The organism is Halomonas sp. GT (assembly GCF_002082565.1).
Taxonomy (GTDB): Bacteria; Pseudomonadota; Gammaproteobacteria; order Pseudomonadales; family Halomonadaceae; genus Vreelandella.
This window is the reverse complement of sequence record NZ_CP020562.1, coordinates 1,577,308-1,593,342: the sequence shown is the minus strand read 5'-3', so window position 1 is coordinate 1,593,342 and position 16,035 is coordinate 1,577,308. Positions and strand designations below refer to the sequence as shown.

Genomic DNA, 16,035 nt, shown 5'->3' with positions numbered 1-16,035 from the left:
GCTGCCAAACGAATTCGTATTACATGCAAGAGTTACTCAATAAGATTGCCGCTGAGCTTGCCCTTGAAACCGAGCGGGGAAATGTCGCTGACTATATTCCCCAGCTTGCCCATGTGGACCCCAGCCAATTCGCTATCAGTTTAGCTACGGTAGACGGCCAGCGCTTTTCTGCGGGCTGCGCCACCACACCGTTCTCAATCCAGAGCATTTCCAAAGTTTTTACGCTAACCATTGCGCTGGGGAAATGGGGCGATGGATTATGGTCGCGGGTCGGGCGTGAGCCTTCTGGCGACCCGTTCAACTCTATTGTGCAGCTTGAGCATGAAAGCGGTAAACCGCGTAATCCGTTTATTAATGCTGGGGCGATTGCGATTGTTGATGCCATCATGATGGGTCACGAGCCTAAAGAGACACTGGCGGAAATTCTTAGCTTTGTGCGTTATATCGCCGACGATAACAGTATCTGTTTTGACCATCAGGTAGCGGCTTCCGAAATGCAGCACAAAGACCGCAACGCTTCTCTGGCTCATTTTATGAAAGCCTTTGGTCGCCTGCGCCACGATGTCGATAAAGTGCTCGGCACCTACTTTCACCAATGCGCGATTGCCATGAGCTGCGAACAGCTTGCTCACGCCGGACTGTTTTTGGCATCGGATGGTGTCAATCAGCCAAGTGGTTTACGCGTGGTATCGCCCCAAAGAGCGCGGCGGATTAACTCACTGATGATGATGTGCGGCCACTACGATGCGTCGGGTGAGTTTGCTTTCCGCGTTGGTCTGCCCGGTAAAAGTGGCGTAGGCGGAGGAATTTTAGCTATTGCTCCTGGGCGTGGTTCGCTTGCCGTATGGTCACCGGGGCTGGATAAATACGGCAATAGCCTACTGGGTACGCGCGCCTTGGAAATGTTTGCTCAAGAGACCGGCTGGTCGGTATTTGGACACTAAGTCAGCGTTAATGCGGCTCAAGCAAGGAGGAATGCTGCGCCGCTTCCCAGGCCTGGACCTGCTGCTTGGTTTCAATTCCCCAGCGATAGCCGCCTAGCGCACCACTTTGTTGGATCACTCGATGGCAAGGAATCAACAGTGCAATAGGGTTAGCACCCACCGCATTTCCGACTGCGCGAGATGATTTCGGCGTGCCAAGTGCCTGGGCAATTTGCGAATAGCTCGCCAACTGCCCTTCAGGAATGGTGAGCAGCGCGCGCCAAACAGCAATCTGGAAATTAGTACCGCTCACGTGGAGCGACAGTGTGGCAGGTGTCGCTTTTTTGGTCGTTTCTGCAGATGTTGTAAACAGAGCCTCTACCGCATAGCGAGTGGCATCAGGGCGATGGCATAACGTACTGCGTGGCCATTGTTTTGCTAGTTGTGTGAGCAATGCTTCCTGGCTGGTAGACGCCACAAAGGCCATCCGACAAATTCCTCTTGGCGTCATCGCCACCAATATCTCGCCAAAAGGAGTTGGGTGCACGCCATAGGCAATCTCCACCCCCTCCCCTTGGCGTTTAAACTCACCCGGCGTGACCGCTTCTAACTGCACAAAGTGATCATAAAGCCGCGAGCCACCGCTTAGTCCTAGCGCATGCACAGTATTGGTAAGACTTTCTGACGATGCGATCAGTTGTTTACCCCGCTCCAAGGTCAACGCCTGTAAAAAACGCTTAGGACTGATACCCGCATAACGACAAAACAGCCGCTGAAAATGGTAAGCGCTCAAATGTACTTGCGCCGCCACCGCTTCCAAACTTGGCTGGCTAGCGGCATTGGCCACCATATAGGCCATCGCTTTTTCGATACGGGCATAGTCATTCATAAAGACGTTCTCACCGAAGCTAAACGAGGAAAAGCATAGGGCTCTCTGAATACAACACAAGCTTAACTAGCCCGTGTCATCAGGCCTACCCGAATCTTGCGCAATATCGTGGCATCTCAATTTTGTTCAATACTCTTTTCCCGCGCTCTTGCAAGCTCTTGACTCTGTTTAGGAGGATAACAATGAGCGTTTCACTACTGTTACCAATGTCAGCATTTGCTCTTGCCGCGTCTATTTCCCCAGGCCCAGTCAACCTTGTTTGCCTGAGTAGCGGTACCCACTACCCTATTGCCAAAGGGCTTATCTTTGTTACGGGTGCAACCCTAGGGTTTCTAGTGCTTTTCCTGGCGATTGGCGCGGGGCTCTACTCACTTCTGAACGCACTACCGCTACTGGAGGAAATATTACGTTGGGCAGGTCTACTTTTCTTACTTTACTTAAGCTACCAGCTTTTCCAGCATAATGGTTTGGTTCGAGGCCAGAGTACAGATAAGCCACCAGGTTTTATGACCGGCGCGATGATGCAGTGGTTAAACCCTAAGGCGTGGCTGGCGTCTGCCGCTGGCATTGGGGCTTATACCAGCAGTAATGACCCCTACCAGTTATGGCTCTTCGCTGCTCTCTACCTACCCATTTGTTGGCTGTCATTGGCAAGCTGGGTTTATGCAGGTGCTTTTCTTAAACGCTATATTCACCGTCCATTCATACTACTTGCTATTAATCGCACACTGGCTGTTGGTCTAGCTGCCAGCGCTATTTTCCTGTTGTTTGAGTAGCGGATAACGATACTGGTTGGGTGTCGCCGCCACTAACCGCTTAAAGGTTCTCTGGAAATGGGGTTGGTCGTTAAAACCGGCTAACAGAGCTGAATTAACGATCGACTCCCCCTGCTTAAGCGCCCGCTGGCCAAGCTGTACACGGCGATTAATCAGATAAGCATGGGGGGTAAGCCCATAGTGGTACTTAAACGCACGAATAAGATGGCCAGCGCTATAACCGGTTAACTGACATAGCGTTTCCAATGACACATCAAAAGGTGCATTCACGTCACAATAGGCAGCCGCAGCCTGCAAGCCATCCGGCGGCTGCGGCCTAGAGACGGTTGTCTCATGCGTCAATGCCAACATTAATGTTGTAAGAAACCCTGTCACTGACGCGTGCTTGGAAGAGAGGGCGTGTTGTTCATCCAATAAGCAAGCCGCCATTTCGCAATAGTGAGCATAAAGCGCTGGCTGAGAGACCACCGCCGTATCGATATCACTCCAGACGGGGGTATCCAGCGTGCCTATTTGATAACGTAAATCCGCTAGCCATTGCGCGTCCACGTAGAGCATCAAATATGCCCAAGGCTCATTCTTGATGGGGTTACATGCATGAACCCAATTGGGGTTCATCATGACTAAGTCACCAGCGCTAATAGGATAAGTCGACTCCCGATAACGAAACGTACTGCTGCCTGACGTAACGGCTCCTACCGACCAGTGAACATGGCTATGAGGGGCGTAGCACACTTGCCTTGCATCGCTGATTTTACGTAGTTCGACATAGGGCAGTCGTGAGTCGCGCCAAAAAACCGGAGGCGACCCAGAACTTGGAGACCCAGCACCTAAAGACTTACAGCTCATCTTCTGCTCGCATCATCAAAAAAATAGCGAATAGCCTGTTAACTTGGCCTACGCTGGACAATAGCACATCACGTGCACAGTATGGGCCGCCAGACAAGCTCTATATAAGCCAGATTGCGAAGGAATTCGCAATGCCATTAACGTCAGGAGGACACCATGGCCAATCGTATGAATAACCCAGATCATCGTGATGCGATTACCCTTTTCGCCCGAATGGGCTACGCTTCTCGCGGCATCGTTTATGTATTAGTGGGTGGCCTCGCCGCCCTGGCAGCTTTTGGGCAAGGCGGCCAGACCGAAGGCAGCCGCGGCGCATTAGAGCGAGTACTTACCGCTCCCTTTGGTAAAAGCATGTTGGGCCTTATTGCTGTTGGTTTGGTCGGCTATGCTATGTGGCGCACCATCCAAGCCATTAAAGACACCGACCATCATGGTAAAGATGCAAAAGGCTTAGCGATTCGTGCGGGCTTATTAGCAAGCGCCATTACGCATATTATATTCTTCTGGCATTTTTTGCCGCAACGCTCATCTTCCAATTTGCAGGCTCTTCTGGGGATTCCAGCGGCGGCTCGCAAGGCGTAGCAGGTTGGTTGATGCAGCAGCCATTTGGGCGATGGTTAGTTGGCGGGGTTGGTTTAATCTTGATGGGTGTTGGTATTGCCCATGCAATCAAAGGCTACAAAGCAAAATTCGATAAACACTTTGCGATGCCACCACAAACTCAACAATGGGCCTACCCGATCTGTCGATTCGGCTTAGTGATACGCGGTCTCGTCTTCGTGATCGTGGGCAGCTTTTTTATCATTGCAGCCTACCAAATCAACCCTAATCAAGCAGGTGGTATAGGAGAAGTATTCAGCACACTGCGAGGCCAACCTTTCGGTCAGTGGTTGCTTGCCTTTGTCGCCCTTGGGCTCTTTGCGTTTGGTCTCTACAGCCTTTTAGCGGCCGTCTATCGTCGCATTAATACTGAAATGTAGAGACATAAAATGCTTTCAACAACACGGACTAAACAGTGGTTTGAGCGTATTAATGGCTCGAAAAACATGCTGTGGTTACTCGGCACCCTGTCTTTTTTAGAAACCATTATTTTGCCTATTCCCATTGAGCTGGTATTGATCCCGCTCATGGCGATTAACAAGCAGCGCATTTGGGCAATTGCCACCGCGACGACTCTCGGCTGCCTGATAGCTTCCATTGTGGGCTATGCCGTCGGCATGGTGCTGTATCAATCCATCGGTATGTGGTTTATCGAATTCATGGGTATTGAGCAAAGCTATCAATCTTTCCAAACCTTCTTTGAGCAGTACGGTTTTGCCGCAATTTTAGCCATTGGCATACTGCCGATTCCCTTTCAGGTGGCGATGATTACCGCCGGGCTTTCCGGCTATCCGATTATGTTATTTGTGCTAGCTGCCCTGTTAGCCCGCGGGCTTCGCTATTTCGGCCTTGCTTGGCTGGTACACCGCTTTGGCAACCGCGTGGAACTTATGTGGAAGCGTCACGCGCTTAAAACCAGCATCGCGCTAGGTATGGTGGTTCTGGTGGTGGTCGTCGGATTACAGTCGCTGGCTGGGTTAGTAATGTCGCGTTAATCGCTAAACCGTAGGCCTTCTTCATCTCTCAACTGCCCGACTAGGCCTTATTGCTATTATCAAGTGGTAATGTGCCGTACTCTTTCACCGGCTGAATAGCAAAGTTGCTGCGAATATCGCTCACTCCTGGTAAGCGCAGCAACGTCCCCGTTAAAAACGCCTCGTACGCAGCCAAGCTAGGCACTACCACCTGTAGCAGAAAATCCGATTCACCAGACACCAAATGCGCAGTGACCACTTCCGGCAGTTTAACCACTGCTTCTCGGAAGGCATTAGCTTGCTCTTCATGGTGGCGTTCTACCTTAATGCCCACAAACACCGTTAACTCCAGCCCGACGCTTCGACGATCAAGCTCCGCGTGGTAGCCACGAATAATGCCACTGGCTTCCAAGCGTCTCACTCGGCGTAAACAGGGAGACGGCGACAAATTTACTTTCTCCGCAAGCTCCACATTGGTTAAGCGAGCATCCCCCTGTAGCAACACAAGAATGCGTCGGTCGGTTGTATCTAACTGATCAATTGGCATAAGTAAGTATTTCCCTATTCCTAGCTAGCACAACATACCAATATTTGGTGATTATTGAGCGTAAATGGCAAGAATTCACTCATCACTTTAACGGTACCATGCTCCTTATGAAGTCACTACGTGTAATCTTGAGGGAACGGCCATGGAAATCGGTCTTTTTATTAGCGCATTAGCCATTGTTTACCTGATTCCAGGTCCTGATATGCTGTTGGTGCTGCATACCAGTAGTACGCTGGGCCGCGGACATGGGCTAGCCACAGCGTTAGGGTTAGCTATCGCGCGAGGGCTGCATGTGGCGTTAGCTGGTTTGGGCCTAGCCACCCTATTTGTCGCCGCCCCGTGGCTTTTTGATGCTGTTCGTTATCTCGGCGCTGCCTACTTGATTTGGGTGGGCGTACAGCTAATTCGTACCAAACGGCGCACCGATACTAACCACCCGCAAGCATCACTCACCGGCAGCTACTACCTAGCTTGGAGACGGGGTCTTTTAACGAACTTGCTGAACCCAAAATCGCTGCTGTTTTGTTCGGTGTTATTACCCCAGTTCGTTCTCACCCAACAAGGTGATGTTGCGCTCCAATTTACTTTACTGGGGGCTGTGCTAGTGGGCGTAGGGCTTTTGTACGATGCGCTATATGCCTGCTTAGGAGCGCAGATGCAGCGCTGGTTTGCTAGCCATCAAAAAAGGCAAACATTACAACGCTGGGTATTTGGAACACTGATTATTGGCTTTGCCTTGAGGTTAGCATCTTAAATTTAATCAGCATAAAGCCTGCCTAGGCTGTAATGCCAGTCAGTTAAGGCTGACTGGCACTCTCCCCTAGCCCCATATAACAAAGCGGCCACCTCCCAAAGCGAGCACCGCACGTCACTCCCGAGTCACCACACCGTCATTCCCGAGTGGGGTAATCGGGAATGACGACGTGGCAGGGCCTGCAGGAATGACGAGGGCTGGGGTGGAGTCACCGTCAGGCACTTATTAACCAAAAAACGTAGCCTAGGCATAACACCTAGGCTACGTTAATATTTTAAACACCACAATCTCGTTCGACTTTAGCAATCCGTGTCTTAAAATGTTGGTACCACTGCTGATGACCTAGTCGCTGAGCTTCCTGATGCTCTGCGTGCGCTTTCCACGCTTTTATCGAGGCCAAATCAGTCCAGTATGAAACAGTAACGCCCACTTCGTTACGAGCGGATTCAACCCCTAAAAATCCCCGCTGCTGAGCCGCAAGCTCGACCATGCGAGCAGCCATTTCATCGTAGCCATTATCAATATTAGTGCGCAGGGAAGTAAAAATAACCGCGTAGTAAGGAGGCTCGGGCGTATTAGCAATACTAGGCATAGCATCACTACCTTGATTCGTATTGGTTACGGCATCAGTCATTTACACAAACCTATTACAAAGATTTATTACAGTACTATTGCACATAATAACCACTGACTCGCCACTCTCCATTTTCCAGATGAGGTGTTACGGTCTCTATTCCTCTCGCTTTATTTTCAAACCGGGTATGAAAGATAAAAACCATGTAGTCACCATCTGGTGCACCCGGCATAGATTGGTAGTGAGAGACTTGCACTTTCCGACGTGATTCAACCGCGCCAAACTCATGACGCGCTAATTCAATGATACGTCTAAGCATGTTGGGCGATAGCGGCGTTTTTAGTAGCGACGATGAGGTCTCCCAGGCTTGCTCAACCTCACCACTGTCAATTGACTCCAACCATGCGAGCGCCGCTGCTTCTGCCGTCTGAGCAGAGGCCTGAGCATAGGGAACTAGACTAAGCAGTATGGCAACGAGAAAAAAAGCGACTGATTTTGGCATGGCTGACTCTTGTGGCGGTTTGGTATTTTCATACCTCTTACGTAATTATCGGATAATGGGGAGATTTCTTTAGGGCCAACCTACATAACCGTCAAACAAATGGGGCGAAAACCCTTCTGGATTTTCGCCCCCATCATTGCTTCGTCGGCCGTTAGTTAACCGCTAAACTACAGCACTTAATAACCCACGTAATAGCCTAATACCAGCGCTGCCCAGCACATAACGTAAACTAGTACTAATAAAGGGGTAATAACGCGTAGCCACTGCGCGTAAGAAACCCGCCCTAGCGCTAGCATCGCAAGAGTGCCACCAGACGTTGGAACAATCAGGTTAGTCAAACCATCTCCCACCTGGAATGACGTGATCATCAATTGACGGCTCATGCCTATTAAATCTGCTAAAGGAATCAAAATCGGCATGGTCACTAATGCTTGTCCTGATCCCCCCGGAATAAACAGGTTGATCACGCCTTGAATAACACTTGAAGCGACAGCCGCCACAGCGGTGGGCATATCACCTACCAGAGAGCTGAGGGAATTAACAATAGTGTCAATAATCTGTGCATCTTGAAGGATGACCTGAATAGAAGCAGCAACGCCAATGACTAAGGCACCGGCTGTTACGGATGAGGCTCCTTCCATCATTTGTCTTACCAGCGCATTAGCACCCAGGCCGTTAGAGAGCCCAATAACAATCGCCATCAGCAAGAACATGGCTGCAATTTCATTGATGTACCAACCGCGGGTGAACACACCAATCAGCATGATAATCAGGCCAGAAATAAAAATAGCTAATGTAATGATGTTTTGGCGGCTCAAGGTATAATCTTCGAGACGCTTGGTTAGCTCAGCCGGGCTGTCATCGTGGTAGTCCATTTTGACAACGTAACGGCAGATAAAAAGCGCCAAGGTAGCCAGACACGCAACAACCATCAATGTACGTAACCACCAGCCTGAAAAGGTGGGTAATTCACCGATACCTTGAGCAACGCCAACGGTATATGGATTGATCGGGGATAAAGCGAATCCGATACCGATACCTCCTACGGCCATCACAACGCCGACTAATCGAGAGCAGCCAATGGCAGAAGCTATCAGCACGCCAATGGGCACGAGCGCGATATTATTCTCAAAGCCGACAGCAACGCCAAAGAAGCCATAGATAAAGGTGCCCGCAGCAATGATCAGGTTGCGACTTTTAATGCTGTTTTCAGCACCCACTCGATGAACGGCGACACCAATGGCGTTCTCCAGTGCACCTGTCCGCTGTAGAATATGAAACAGACCACCAGCAATAAACACGATAAACAGAAATTGCGATGCGTTAATCAGACCTTCCGGTATGGCGACGAAAATCTTGAAAAAGTGCAGATTCGCAACATCTGACAAGTACATGAAAGACTCAGGAATGACCGTCGTACGACCATCGACAGTCTGACGTTCAAACTCCCCTGCGGGCACAATAAACGTCATTAGGTAGGCGGCGACCAGAATGAAAAAAATTAGCACCATCGGGTCCGGTATCTGCTTGTACCATTTACCTGATGCAGGGGCTTTTGTGTCTGAAACTTGCTGTTGTTGGCTCATAATCAACCCTTATGATTTTTGTGGCTTTATGTTGAGCTAGTTGGACAAATGTCTTAATACAATGAAGACAGCTATTGCTTTTGTGCGAGTCGCTGGCAGGTGTTTAAGAGAACCTCAATGGCAACGCCGAGATCCTCAGGCTTGATAGCTTCGCTGGGGTGGTGGCTGATACCGCCGCGACAACGAACAAACAGCATGCCGATGTCACACAGGTCGGCCATGGCTAACCCATCGTGGCCTGCGCCGCTGAATAGCACCCGTGGCTCAATCCGAGCATCCTTAAGCGCGCTCTGCATGGTATCGATAAGGTGCTTGGCGCATTGAACAGCCGATTGTTCATAGGTGTGACGATGCTTAAAGCCAAGGTTCAAGGCTTGCATAGACGCGTCAATTTGGCTTAACAATTGAGTTCTTGCTTGACGGCGAATTGCATCATCCGGCGAGCGCAGCTCAATGCTCAAGGTCGTGGTTTGAGGGATGACATTGACGCCATTAGGCGCGTTCTCAATCTTGCCCACGACACCAACGAGTTCATTAGTGCTTTTGCATAACTGATCGACCAATTGGATGACATGGGCAGCTCCCACCAGCGCATCCTGCCGCATATGCATGGGAACAGTTCCAGCATGTCCTGCCATGCCATTGATGGTTATCTCGTGGCGCTCGATCCCGGTAATTGCACTTACTACACCCACCGCGACATCATCCTGCTCAAGCTGAGGGCCCTGCTCGATATGTGTTTCGATAAAAGCGATTACGTCTTTCGATAAGTATCGATCGGCGTCGATATGCTGGGTGTTACAACCAAAGTCAGCCAGCGCTTGCCCAAGTGTTATGCCCTGATCATCGCGGGCTTCAAGCATCCCTGGTTCAAACGTGCCCGCCAGCACTTTAGAGCCAAGCAAGGTAGAACTGAAGCGTGTCCCTTCCTCGTCGCTAAACGCCACCACATCAATGTGAAAGGGCATTTCAATCGCGTTTTCATGCAAGTAGCTCACCAAGGCAAGAGGCAGAATAACGCCCATCATGCCATCGTACTTGCCGCCATTAGGAACGGTGTCCTGGTGCGACCCGAGTAGCAGCGAACGGGCACCGGCCTGTGGACTGGCATAACGACCGATCAGGTTTGCGGCATTATCCATGCGCACAGACATACCCACGCTTTTCATCCACGTTGCAAGTTCATTCAGCACAGCGCGGTGTTCAGGGGTGGCGCAGCGACGGGTAACGCCGTCGCGTTCAATATTGTCGGTTTCACTAAACTTAGCGGCATCTTCCAGCCACTTCCACGCCTGTTCTCCGGCCTGGGTTAAAGAAAGCGTCATGGTTGCCTCAAGAGGTTATTGTTTGGTGAGCTGCACAAAACGGCTATTTATCATGATAAATAGCTTATGAGAGCATCGAACAAACTGTCAAACCCTTGAGGAAGCGGACAAGAAGACATTTCGACTGGGAAAACAAAAAACTCAGCCAGAATAAAAGGTTAAATTTTCGGGGGATTATCGGTTTTAAGACCTATGTCTAACCAACATTGTGATAATTAATAACGATGCGGATTGTCAGCTGTAGGAAGACGAGCAAGAAATGACTGAAAATCACCATCCTGCTCAATACGTAGGTGAAGTTCGCTCAGTGCAGTAATCGCGTTAGGGGCATAATCGATTCTCAAATCGTAGGGCAAGCCGCCTGGGGCGCGTACTTTCAGAGCCGCTGAGAGCGTGCCACGATGATCCCCACCCTGCTGCTGAGCAGCACTCAGCGCGGCTATCAAAGCGCTGGCCATATCTTTACGCTGGCGAGTATCAAGGTAGGCTGCCTCCATGGCGGGTATAACGTCACGATTGGCCAGCATATTGCCTGCAATCAGCAAACCATCGCTAATTCGCATCTCAGCAACCGGAACGTTTTCATGGCCTGTCCAGCCTGCGGCAACGCCACGCTGATCCATCAAAGCAACCTGTCGCCACGCAGCACCGTTGTCCTGTTGTTGCAGGCTGCTGATAATATCCGCCACCTTTTCCCCGTTGGCTAAGCGATACAGTCCTTGCTCTGCACTGAATACATTGGTGCTAAAGCCCTGGGTAATAGCGGCACCAATACCCGGTAGCATATGGGGAACAAAACCACCCAGTGCAGGCCCGCCGGTAGCACATGCAACGCCGAAAGTGCCTGATTGCTTATCAAGTGCTATTAAACTGTAGGTCATGATGTATTGCTCGCTTATCAGATTGAAGAGGTTTAAAATTTATCACTATAAATTAGCTCCCACTAGCTTCAATCGGCTTCGCGCGTTTAATCATAAGCCGACATTTGCTAGACATCACGTCACTGCAAGGGGATGATTCTTATTAAAAATGCCTCTTCCAATGTAAGCTGAGACAATCATGAAGCAAGCACGCCAACCTGCTAAACCTAAGCGTAGTGACGTAATCAGTGAGGCAATTAAGGAATATATTGCGCAACACCATTTAAAGCCCGGTGATCGACTGCCACAGGAACAAGAACTGATCCAGGCACTAGATGCATCCAAAGGCACGGTGCGTGAAGCTCTCAAGGGGCTTGAAGCCCAGGGGCTGGTTCAAACGCGAACAGGCCCAGGTGGTGGAGCCTTTATCAGTGAAGTAAGCGATGATCGAGCGATGACCTTGCTGGGTAACTATTTTTTCTTTCACTCGCCCACGATTCACGACATCTATGAAGCACGTAAAGCCCTCTGGCCAGCCCTGGTAAAGAGTCTTGAGGGCGTCCTCGATACGGATGCCTTTGATCGACTAGCGTCAGTAATGACCTTTTATGACCACCCGCCAGCATCGTTAGAAGAAGAGCGCGAGCAGCGATTTAAGGAGTTGGAGTTTCATTTAGTCCTGATTGATTATTGCCCTAACCCTCTGCTGGCCTTGATGTGCCGATTTCCAGTACGTCTGTTGATGAACATGACAGTCTGCCAGCGAATCTACGAACAGCCCAACCCTGAGTTACGCCGTCAAGGCTATGATTATCAACGTCAATTATTAGAGGCATTGCGTCAAGGAGACATTCAGCGCGGCTGCCAGATTGTCAGCGAACATATGCAGACAGCTCAAACCCTCATGGAGGCCAGAGAAGCGATGCTTGAAAAAACCTTCTTTAAAGCAGGTACAGACAGTGACATTGATAGCAATCGTGACTATCTGGCGCTAACAGGGTATGCGCAAGCCAAAGGGTTAGCGGAAAAAAGCAACCAAACTAAATAGGCACAATTTCCCCGCGAAACCTCCCGCTTTATGAAAATGAGCGGGTGAGGCCTTACCCTCGCTTCTAAAACCTTCCCCGCTCGTTTACTATGCGCCACCCAATACTTCAGCGCCCACCATTAGGCTACTATGTCCGCCAACTTGTCCGCCAACGCACTCTATACCGACCTATCTGGCTACTATGATTTGATGTGCGTCGATATTGACTATAAAGCGCAAAGCAACGCCATTCATCGGCTCCATCAGATCTTCGGCAACGGCGGGCATACGCACCTTGATTTAGCCTGTGGCACAGGCCCTCATATTCGCCACTTTATTGATTTTGGTTATCTCAGCAGCGGTCTTGATATTAACCAACCCATGCTGGATATCGCCGCCACACGCTGCCCAGAAGCACTCTTTTCGCTGCAAGACATGAGTGCATTCGAAGCCAGCGAACCCCTCGATTTAATCACCTGTTTTTTGTACTCGATCCACTACAACGATGGGATTGAAAAGCTAAAAGGATGTATTTCCAGTGCCCATCGCGCGCTAAAACAGGACGGCGTTTTCTATTTTAACGTGGTGGATAAAAACAAAATCAATAACGATTTATTTGTTAAACACAGTGCCAGACAAGAAGACAATATCTTTACGTTTCGCTCGGGTTGGCACTACGACGGACACGGCGAAAAGCAATCGCTTAGACTAAGTATTGAAAAAACCAACGCAGACGCCACCCAGATATGGAACGATGAGCACCCCATGGTAGCGGTCAGCTTTATGGAGTTAACCGACCTACTGGCGCCTTATTTTGAGGTGCATGTATTTGAGCACAACTACCAGACCATCACCCCTTGGGATAACCTTTCGGGCAATGCGATTTTCGTCTGTGTTAAGCGTTAGCGTCGATAAGGCAGAGAGGCTTATGTTGCCCCTCTTGCCGCTACCGTGTGACATAAAGCGAGGTGTAACGCGCTGAACTTAAGACTCAGAACCTGCGTCGTTCGAGCCAGGCCGTAACTGGCGTTGAATACCGAGCAAGAAATTACGCAGCATTTGATCTTTACACTCACGGTAATTCTTATGACTTGGCTTACGGAAGAAAGCGCTTAGCTCATGATGGCTTAGCGGTAAGCCCACCAGTTCAAACACTGCTAAGATATCGTCTGCTTTCAGATTCAGCGCAATTCGCAGCTTTTGGAAAACCATATTATTGTTTAATTGCGCTTCAGGCGCAGGCTGCGGGCCTTCACGCTTTCCACGTTTAAAGCTGATAAAACCATTCAGAAACGCCGCCAGCTCTCTGTTTTTCATCGTGACAAAAGCATCATCTTCGTCCTTTTTCAGCCAAGCAGTGACCTGCGCTTGGCTCACGCTGACGTCAGCCAGTGAGAAGATATCTACGATGGTGCTGTCTTTTAAATCAAAGGTGTAGCGAATGCGGCGAAAAATATCATTATTCGTCAAAATAGGGTTCCTAGTGGGTCGTTAGCGTTTCAAGCAACTGGTCGATTTCTGCTTTCAGCTCGTCATCTTCAATGCCATCAGCGCTGGCTTTCGCATGTTGCAATCTTTCGATGGCGTCATCCGTCTGACCTAACTGTACTTGCAACGTTGCCATGGAAAAACCAATAGAGGCCATGTGGTCTTTCGAGTGCTTAGCAATAGCTTTCTCAAGCGCCTTTTGGTAAATCGGCAGCGCATCCTCTAGCTCTTCGGTAAAGTCAGCCAAGGTTTCCCACTGCTCTGGGTGGTCTTTATCAGTATTCTCGTTATCGGTACAAATCGCCTGCAACTCGGCATAGAGCGGAGCAAACGCCTCTCTGTCATCTTTAGCCGCGGCTTTCATTAGCCGTTCCGCGAGTTCATAAACCGCTTTATATATTTTGGTGTTAATCATTACCAACCACCTTCCTTTCATTAAAACAAACAACAAAAATTACCCAACAGGCCGACTTATCGACGTAATTTTATAAAAGACTATAAAAGCCAGCCCGATAGATAAAAGTCACGGTAGCGGTTTTCCACCATAATCACACCATTATAGCCTTTGATAGCGCACCATCGGGTGATCATTTTACAGCTTTCGATATCAGCAAGGTGGCTTTTCACTTCTTGCCGACACTTCCCGCCACCAGCCTATACTTGGCCGAAATTGACCGCTTTTAGACCGCACAAGGTATCGTTGGCTGAAATGGGAATAGCTAATCTGTAGCCTCACTTCAACACGATGAGATTAGCCATGACCCAGTCTAAAACCGCTCTGCTATTAATTGACGTTCAAGCCTCCTTCCCTGCCCGCGATTATTGGGTAGAATCTCTGGCGCAAGCATGGCGCCCCAAGCAACGAGCAGTGCTAGACGCGGCGCAGGCAAATAACATACCTGTTGTGCGCATTTTTCATGAAGCACCCGGTAGCCAAGGCGCTTTTGACCCCGCTAATGGCCTCATTCGCCCGCTTGATGGTTTTGACGATGAAGCGGCGGTGACATTCCATAAGCGTGTTCATAATGCATTCAGCGATACGGAGCTTGAAAATTGGTTACGTGAACGCGGTATTAATCAACTTGCGATTAGTGGTATTCGCACAGAACAGTGCTGCGAGACAACCACCCGCGTAGCGTCAGATTTAGGCTTTAGCGTTGATTTTGTCAGCGATGCAACACTAACGTTTCCTATGACGCGTAACGGCATTACATGGTCAGCGGATGATATTAAGGCACGTACCGAACTGGTACTTGAAGACCGTTTTGCGCGTATTATCAATACTCAAGACTTGATCAATCAGTGGCAAAACACGCGTGAATGAAGAGCAACAGAATAGCCAACCGCTCTCCCAAAGAGCCAACACCCTGCGGATTGCGGTATTGATGATGCCTGGCCAAGTGCCGCTTGACTTGGTCGGGCCTCTACAAGTACTGCAGTGTGCCGACCGGCTTTCAATAGATGTTGAGATTTGCTATGTCGGCCCCAACGCCGCTATGCCATGGTTAGGCCCGCTGACGCTTAGCGGCATTGACCCGTTACCGGAACAGCTTCCCCCTCAACACTTACTGCTAATTCCAGGACAGTATCGCAATAGCGTGGAGCCATTGGCGCAGCAAGAGTGTGTTAGTTGGCTCAAGGCAAACGCATGCTATGCGGACACACTGATGACTGTTTGCTCTGGCACATTGTTACTGGCTGATGCAGGCTTGCTGGAAGGGCGACGTTGCACCACGCATCACACGTTAATCGAACAGTTACAGGCCAAAGCGCCAAAGGCTAAGGTGCAAAGCGATTGTATTTTTATTGAAGATGGCCGCTATTTAACCAGCGCTGGGATTTCAACCGGTATAGATACCATGCTGTACTGGCTCACCCGTGCTTGCGGTCATTCATTGGCGCTAGCGGTGGCGCGAGAAATGGTGCTATATCTTCGCCGCAGTGGACAGGAACCCCAGTTGGGAGCCTGGCTTGAGGGCCGCAATCATGTGGATGAACGGCTGCATCGCGTTCAAGATGCAATATGTGCCGCCCCCTCGCAAACCTGGCGTATTGAAACATTAGCGACTCAAGCAGCCATGAGTGAGCGCCATTTTCGGCGCCAGTTCAAAAGTCTCACCGGTATGCTGGTAGGCGAATACATTATGGGGTTGCGCTTGCAACGCGCTAAAACATTAATGACCGAGACGACATGGACCCTAGCAAGGGTTGCCGAAGCATCCGGCTTCGGTGATGAACGGCAACTAAGGCGTATCTGGGCTCGCCACGAGAAAGTGCCACCGAGTGTATGGCGCCGGGCCAGTTCTCAAAAGCTGCTGGATTGAGACAATACGAGCTACCATTAGGAAAACATATCGCAGG

20 protein-coding genes are annotated in these 16,035 nt (G+C 49.9%); 10 read left to right on the top strand and 10 right to left on the bottom strand.

Going from position 1 to position 16,035, the window contains the following annotated elements:
• The first annotated feature begins 23 nt into the window (after positions 1 to 23).
• The gene (locus B6A39_RS07430) at positions 24 to 944 is read left to right on the top strand and encodes a glutaminase (RefSeq protein ID WP_083003317.1); all 921 of its coding nucleotides are present in this window, start codon (positions 24 to 26) and stop codon (positions 942 to 944) included.
• A 7-nt stretch (positions 945 to 951) separates the two neighbouring features.
• Here B6A39_RS07430 and B6A39_RS07425 read toward each other — a convergent pair whose 3' ends face one another.
• A complete protein-coding gene (locus B6A39_RS07425) occupies positions 952 to 1,812 on the bottom strand; it encodes a bifunctional transcriptional activator/DNA repair enzyme AdaA (RefSeq protein ID WP_083003314.1) in 861 nt (286 codons plus the stop codon).
• Positions 1,813 to 1,994: 182 nt separating this feature from the next.
• Here B6A39_RS07425 and B6A39_RS07420 point away from each other — a divergent pair, with 182 nt between their 5' ends.
• Entirely contained in the window at positions 1,995 to 2,588 is a 594-nt protein-coding gene (locus B6A39_RS07420) for a LysE family translocator (protein ID WP_083003311.1), read from the top strand.
• Here the strand turns inward: B6A39_RS07420 and B6A39_RS07415 are convergent.
• Positions 2,553 to 3,437 carry an AraC family transcriptional regulator gene (locus tag B6A39_RS07415; RefSeq protein WP_083003309.1) on the bottom strand — a complete coding sequence of 295 codons (885 nt, stop codon included), beginning with the start codon at positions 3,435 to 3,437 and terminating at the stop codon, positions 2,553 to 2,555. The two genes, B6A39_RS07420 and B6A39_RS07415, sit on opposite strands and share 36 nt — an antisense overlap.
• Positions 3,438 to 3,593: 156 nt before the next feature.
• Between B6A39_RS07415 and B6A39_RS19045 the strand changes: the two genes are divergently transcribed.
• The 3 genes from B6A39_RS19045 to B6A39_RS07405 are packed head-to-tail and all read left to right on the top strand — an operon-like array spanning position 3,594 to position 5,032.
• Positions 3,594 to 4,019: a DUF1206 domain-containing protein gene (locus B6A39_RS19045; RefSeq protein ID WP_232318760.1), complete on the top strand. Its 426-nt coding sequence runs from the start codon at positions 3,594 to 3,596 to the stop codon at positions 4,017 to 4,019.
• Positions 3,908 to 4,417 carry a DUF1206 domain-containing protein gene (locus B6A39_RS19040; RefSeq protein WP_332308480.1) on the top strand — a complete coding sequence of 170 codons (510 nt, stop codon included), beginning with the start codon at positions 3,908 to 3,910 and terminating at the stop codon, positions 4,415 to 4,417. The genes B6A39_RS19045 and B6A39_RS19040 overlap by 112 nt, the downstream gene beginning before the upstream one ends.
• A 9-nt stretch (positions 4,418 to 4,426) precedes the next feature.
• Entirely contained in the window at positions 4,427 to 5,032 is a 606-nt protein-coding gene (locus tag B6A39_RS07405; protein ID WP_083003306.1) for a YqaA family protein, read from the top strand.
• Between the two features lie 40 nt (positions 5,033 to 5,072).
• Here the strand turns inward: B6A39_RS07405 and B6A39_RS07400 are convergent, their stop codons facing one another.
• Positions 5,073 to 5,558: an Lrp/AsnC family transcriptional regulator gene (locus tag B6A39_RS07400; protein WP_083003303.1), complete on the bottom strand. Its 486-nt coding sequence runs from the start codon at positions 5,556 to 5,558 to the stop codon at positions 5,073 to 5,075.
• A 142-nt stretch (positions 5,559 to 5,700) separates the two neighbouring features.
• Here B6A39_RS07400 and B6A39_RS07395 point away from each other — a divergent pair, with 142 nt between their 5' ends.
• Positions 5,701 to 6,312, top strand: a complete 612-nt coding sequence (locus B6A39_RS07395; protein ID WP_083003299.1) for a LysE family translocator — start codon at positions 5,701 to 5,703, stop codon at positions 6,310 to 6,312.
• A 274-nt stretch (positions 6,313 to 6,586) separates the two neighbouring features.
• Here B6A39_RS07395 and B6A39_RS07390 read toward each other — a convergent pair whose 3' ends face one another.
• The 5 genes from B6A39_RS07390 to B6A39_RS07370 all read right to left on the bottom strand — a co-directional run bounded on the left by B6A39_RS07390 (position 6,587) and on the right by B6A39_RS07370 (position 11,180).
• Complete coding sequence (locus tag B6A39_RS07390) at positions 6,587 to 6,904, bottom strand: antibiotic biosynthesis monooxygenase family protein (protein WP_083007871.1); 318 nt, start codon at positions 6,902 to 6,904, stop codon at positions 6,587 to 6,589.
• Between the two features lie 76 nt (positions 6,905 to 6,980).
• A complete protein-coding gene (locus B6A39_RS07385) occupies positions 6,981 to 7,388 on the bottom strand; it encodes a DUF4019 domain-containing protein (RefSeq protein WP_083003296.1) in 408 nt (135 codons plus the stop codon).
• A 176-nt stretch (positions 7,389 to 7,564) separates the two neighbouring features.
• The gene (locus B6A39_RS07380; protein ID WP_232222324.1) at positions 7,565 to 8,974 is read right to left on the bottom strand and encodes a YfcC family protein; all 1,410 of its coding nucleotides are present in this window, start codon (positions 8,972 to 8,974) and stop codon (positions 7,565 to 7,567) included.
• Positions 8,975 to 9,045: 71 nt separating this feature from the next.
• Positions 9,046 to 10,299, bottom strand: a complete 1,254-nt coding sequence (locus B6A39_RS07375; RefSeq protein ID WP_083003293.1) for an allantoate amidohydrolase — start codon at positions 10,297 to 10,299, stop codon at positions 9,046 to 9,048.
• 215 nt (positions 10,300 to 10,514) lie between these two features.
• Positions 10,515 to 11,180 carry a DUF1028 domain-containing protein gene (locus B6A39_RS07370; RefSeq protein ID WP_083003290.1) on the bottom strand — a complete coding sequence of 222 codons (666 nt, stop codon included), beginning with the start codon at positions 11,178 to 11,180 and terminating at the stop codon, positions 10,515 to 10,517.
• A 178-nt stretch (positions 11,181 to 11,358) separates the two neighbouring features.
• Here B6A39_RS07370 and B6A39_RS07365 point away from each other — a divergent pair, with 178 nt between their 5' ends.
• Both B6A39_RS07365 and B6A39_RS07360 read left to right on the top strand, forming a co-directional pair.
• Positions 11,359 to 12,207 (top strand): FadR/GntR family transcriptional regulator, encoded by an 849-nt coding sequence (locus tag B6A39_RS07365; RefSeq protein ID WP_083003287.1) that lies wholly within the window; start codon positions 11,359 to 11,361, stop codon positions 12,205 to 12,207.
• A 141-nt stretch (positions 12,208 to 12,348) separates the two neighbouring features.
• A complete protein-coding gene (locus B6A39_RS07360; protein ID WP_083007870.1) occupies positions 12,349 to 13,092 on the top strand; it encodes a class I SAM-dependent DNA methyltransferase in 744 nt (247 codons plus the stop codon).
• 78 nt (positions 13,093 to 13,170) lie between these two features.
• On the opposite strand, the gene B6A39_RS07355 is transcribed toward B6A39_RS07360, so the two are convergent.
• Together B6A39_RS07355 and B6A39_RS07350 are read right to left on the bottom strand one after the other, a co-directional pair.
• The gene (locus B6A39_RS07355; RefSeq protein ID WP_083003283.1) at positions 13,171 to 13,656 is read right to left on the bottom strand and encodes a DUF1456 family protein; all 486 of its coding nucleotides are present in this window, start codon (positions 13,654 to 13,656) and stop codon (positions 13,171 to 13,173) included.
• 10 nt (positions 13,657 to 13,666) lie between these two features.
• Positions 13,667 to 14,089, bottom strand: coding sequence for a Replicative DNA helicase (locus B6A39_RS07350; protein WP_083003280.1), 423 nt, complete (start codon positions 14,087 to 14,089; stop codon positions 13,667 to 13,669).
• Positions 14,090 to 14,431: 342 nt separating this feature from the next.
• On the opposite strand from B6A39_RS07350, the gene B6A39_RS07345 reads away from it, so the two are divergent.
• Positions 14,432 to 14,998, top strand: a complete 567-nt coding sequence (locus B6A39_RS07345; RefSeq protein ID WP_083003276.1) for an isochorismatase family protein — start codon at positions 14,432 to 14,434, stop codon at positions 14,996 to 14,998.
• The gene (locus B6A39_RS07340; RefSeq protein WP_083003272.1) at positions 14,991 to 15,998 is read left to right on the top strand and encodes a GlxA family transcriptional regulator; all 1,008 of its coding nucleotides are present in this window, start codon (positions 14,991 to 14,993) and stop codon (positions 15,996 to 15,998) included. The genes B6A39_RS07345 and B6A39_RS07340 overlap by 8 nt, the downstream gene beginning before the upstream one ends.
• The last annotated feature ends 37 nt before the right edge of the window (positions 15,999 to 16,035 follow it).

Coding starts and splice junctions, on each gene's coding strand:
- B6A39_RS07430 (WP_083003317.1), top strand. CDS start 24: ATGCAAGAGTTACTCAATAAGATTGCCGCTGAGCTTGCCCTTGAAACC.
- B6A39_RS07425 (WP_083003314.1), bottom strand. CDS start 1,812: ATGAATGACTATGCCCGTATCGAAAAAGCGATGGCCTATATGGTGGCC.
- B6A39_RS07420 (WP_083003311.1), top strand. CDS start 1,995: ATGAGCGTTTCACTACTGTTACCAATGTCAGCATTTGCTCTTGCCGCG.
- B6A39_RS07415 (WP_083003309.1), bottom strand. CDS start 3,437: ATGAGCTGTAAGTCTTTAGGTGCTGGGTCTCCAAGTTCTGGGTCGCCT.
- B6A39_RS19045 (WP_232318760.1), top strand. CDS start 3,594: ATGGCCAATCGTATGAATAACCCAGATCATCGTGATGCGATTACCCTT.
- B6A39_RS07405 (WP_083003306.1), top strand. CDS start 4,427: ATGCTTTCAACAACACGGACTAAACAGTGGTTTGAGCGTATTAATGGC.
- B6A39_RS07400 (WP_083003303.1), bottom strand. CDS start 5,558: ATGCCAATTGATCAGTTAGATACAACCGACCGACGCATTCTTGTGTTG.
- B6A39_RS07395 (WP_083003299.1), top strand. CDS start 5,701: ATGGAAATCGGTCTTTTTATTAGCGCATTAGCCATTGTTTACCTGATT.
- B6A39_RS07390 (WP_083007871.1), bottom strand. CDS start 6,904: ATGCCTAGTATTGCTAATACGCCCGAGCCTCCTTACTACGCGGTTATT.
- B6A39_RS07385 (WP_083003296.1), bottom strand. CDS start 7,388: ATGCCAAAATCAGTCGCTTTTTTTCTCGTTGCCATACTGCTTAGTCTA.
- B6A39_RS07380 (WP_232222324.1), bottom strand. CDS start 8,974: ATGAGCCAACAACAGCAAGTTTCAGACACAAAAGCCCCTGCATCAGGT.
- B6A39_RS07375 (WP_083003293.1), bottom strand. CDS start 10,299: ATGACGCTTTCTTTAACCCAGGCCGGAGAACAGGCGTGGAAGTGGCTG.
- B6A39_RS07370 (WP_083003290.1), bottom strand. CDS start 11,180: ATGACCTACAGTTTAATAGCACTTGATAAGCAATCAGGCACTTTCGGC.
- B6A39_RS07365 (WP_083003287.1), top strand. CDS start 11,359: ATGAAGCAAGCACGCCAACCTGCTAAACCTAAGCGTAGTGACGTAATC.
- B6A39_RS07350 (WP_083003280.1), bottom strand. CDS start 14,089: ATGATTAACACCAAAATATATAAAGCGGTTTATGAACTCGCGGAACGG.
- B6A39_RS07345 (WP_083003276.1), top strand. CDS start 14,432: ATGACCCAGTCTAAAACCGCTCTGCTATTAATTGACGTTCAAGCCTCC.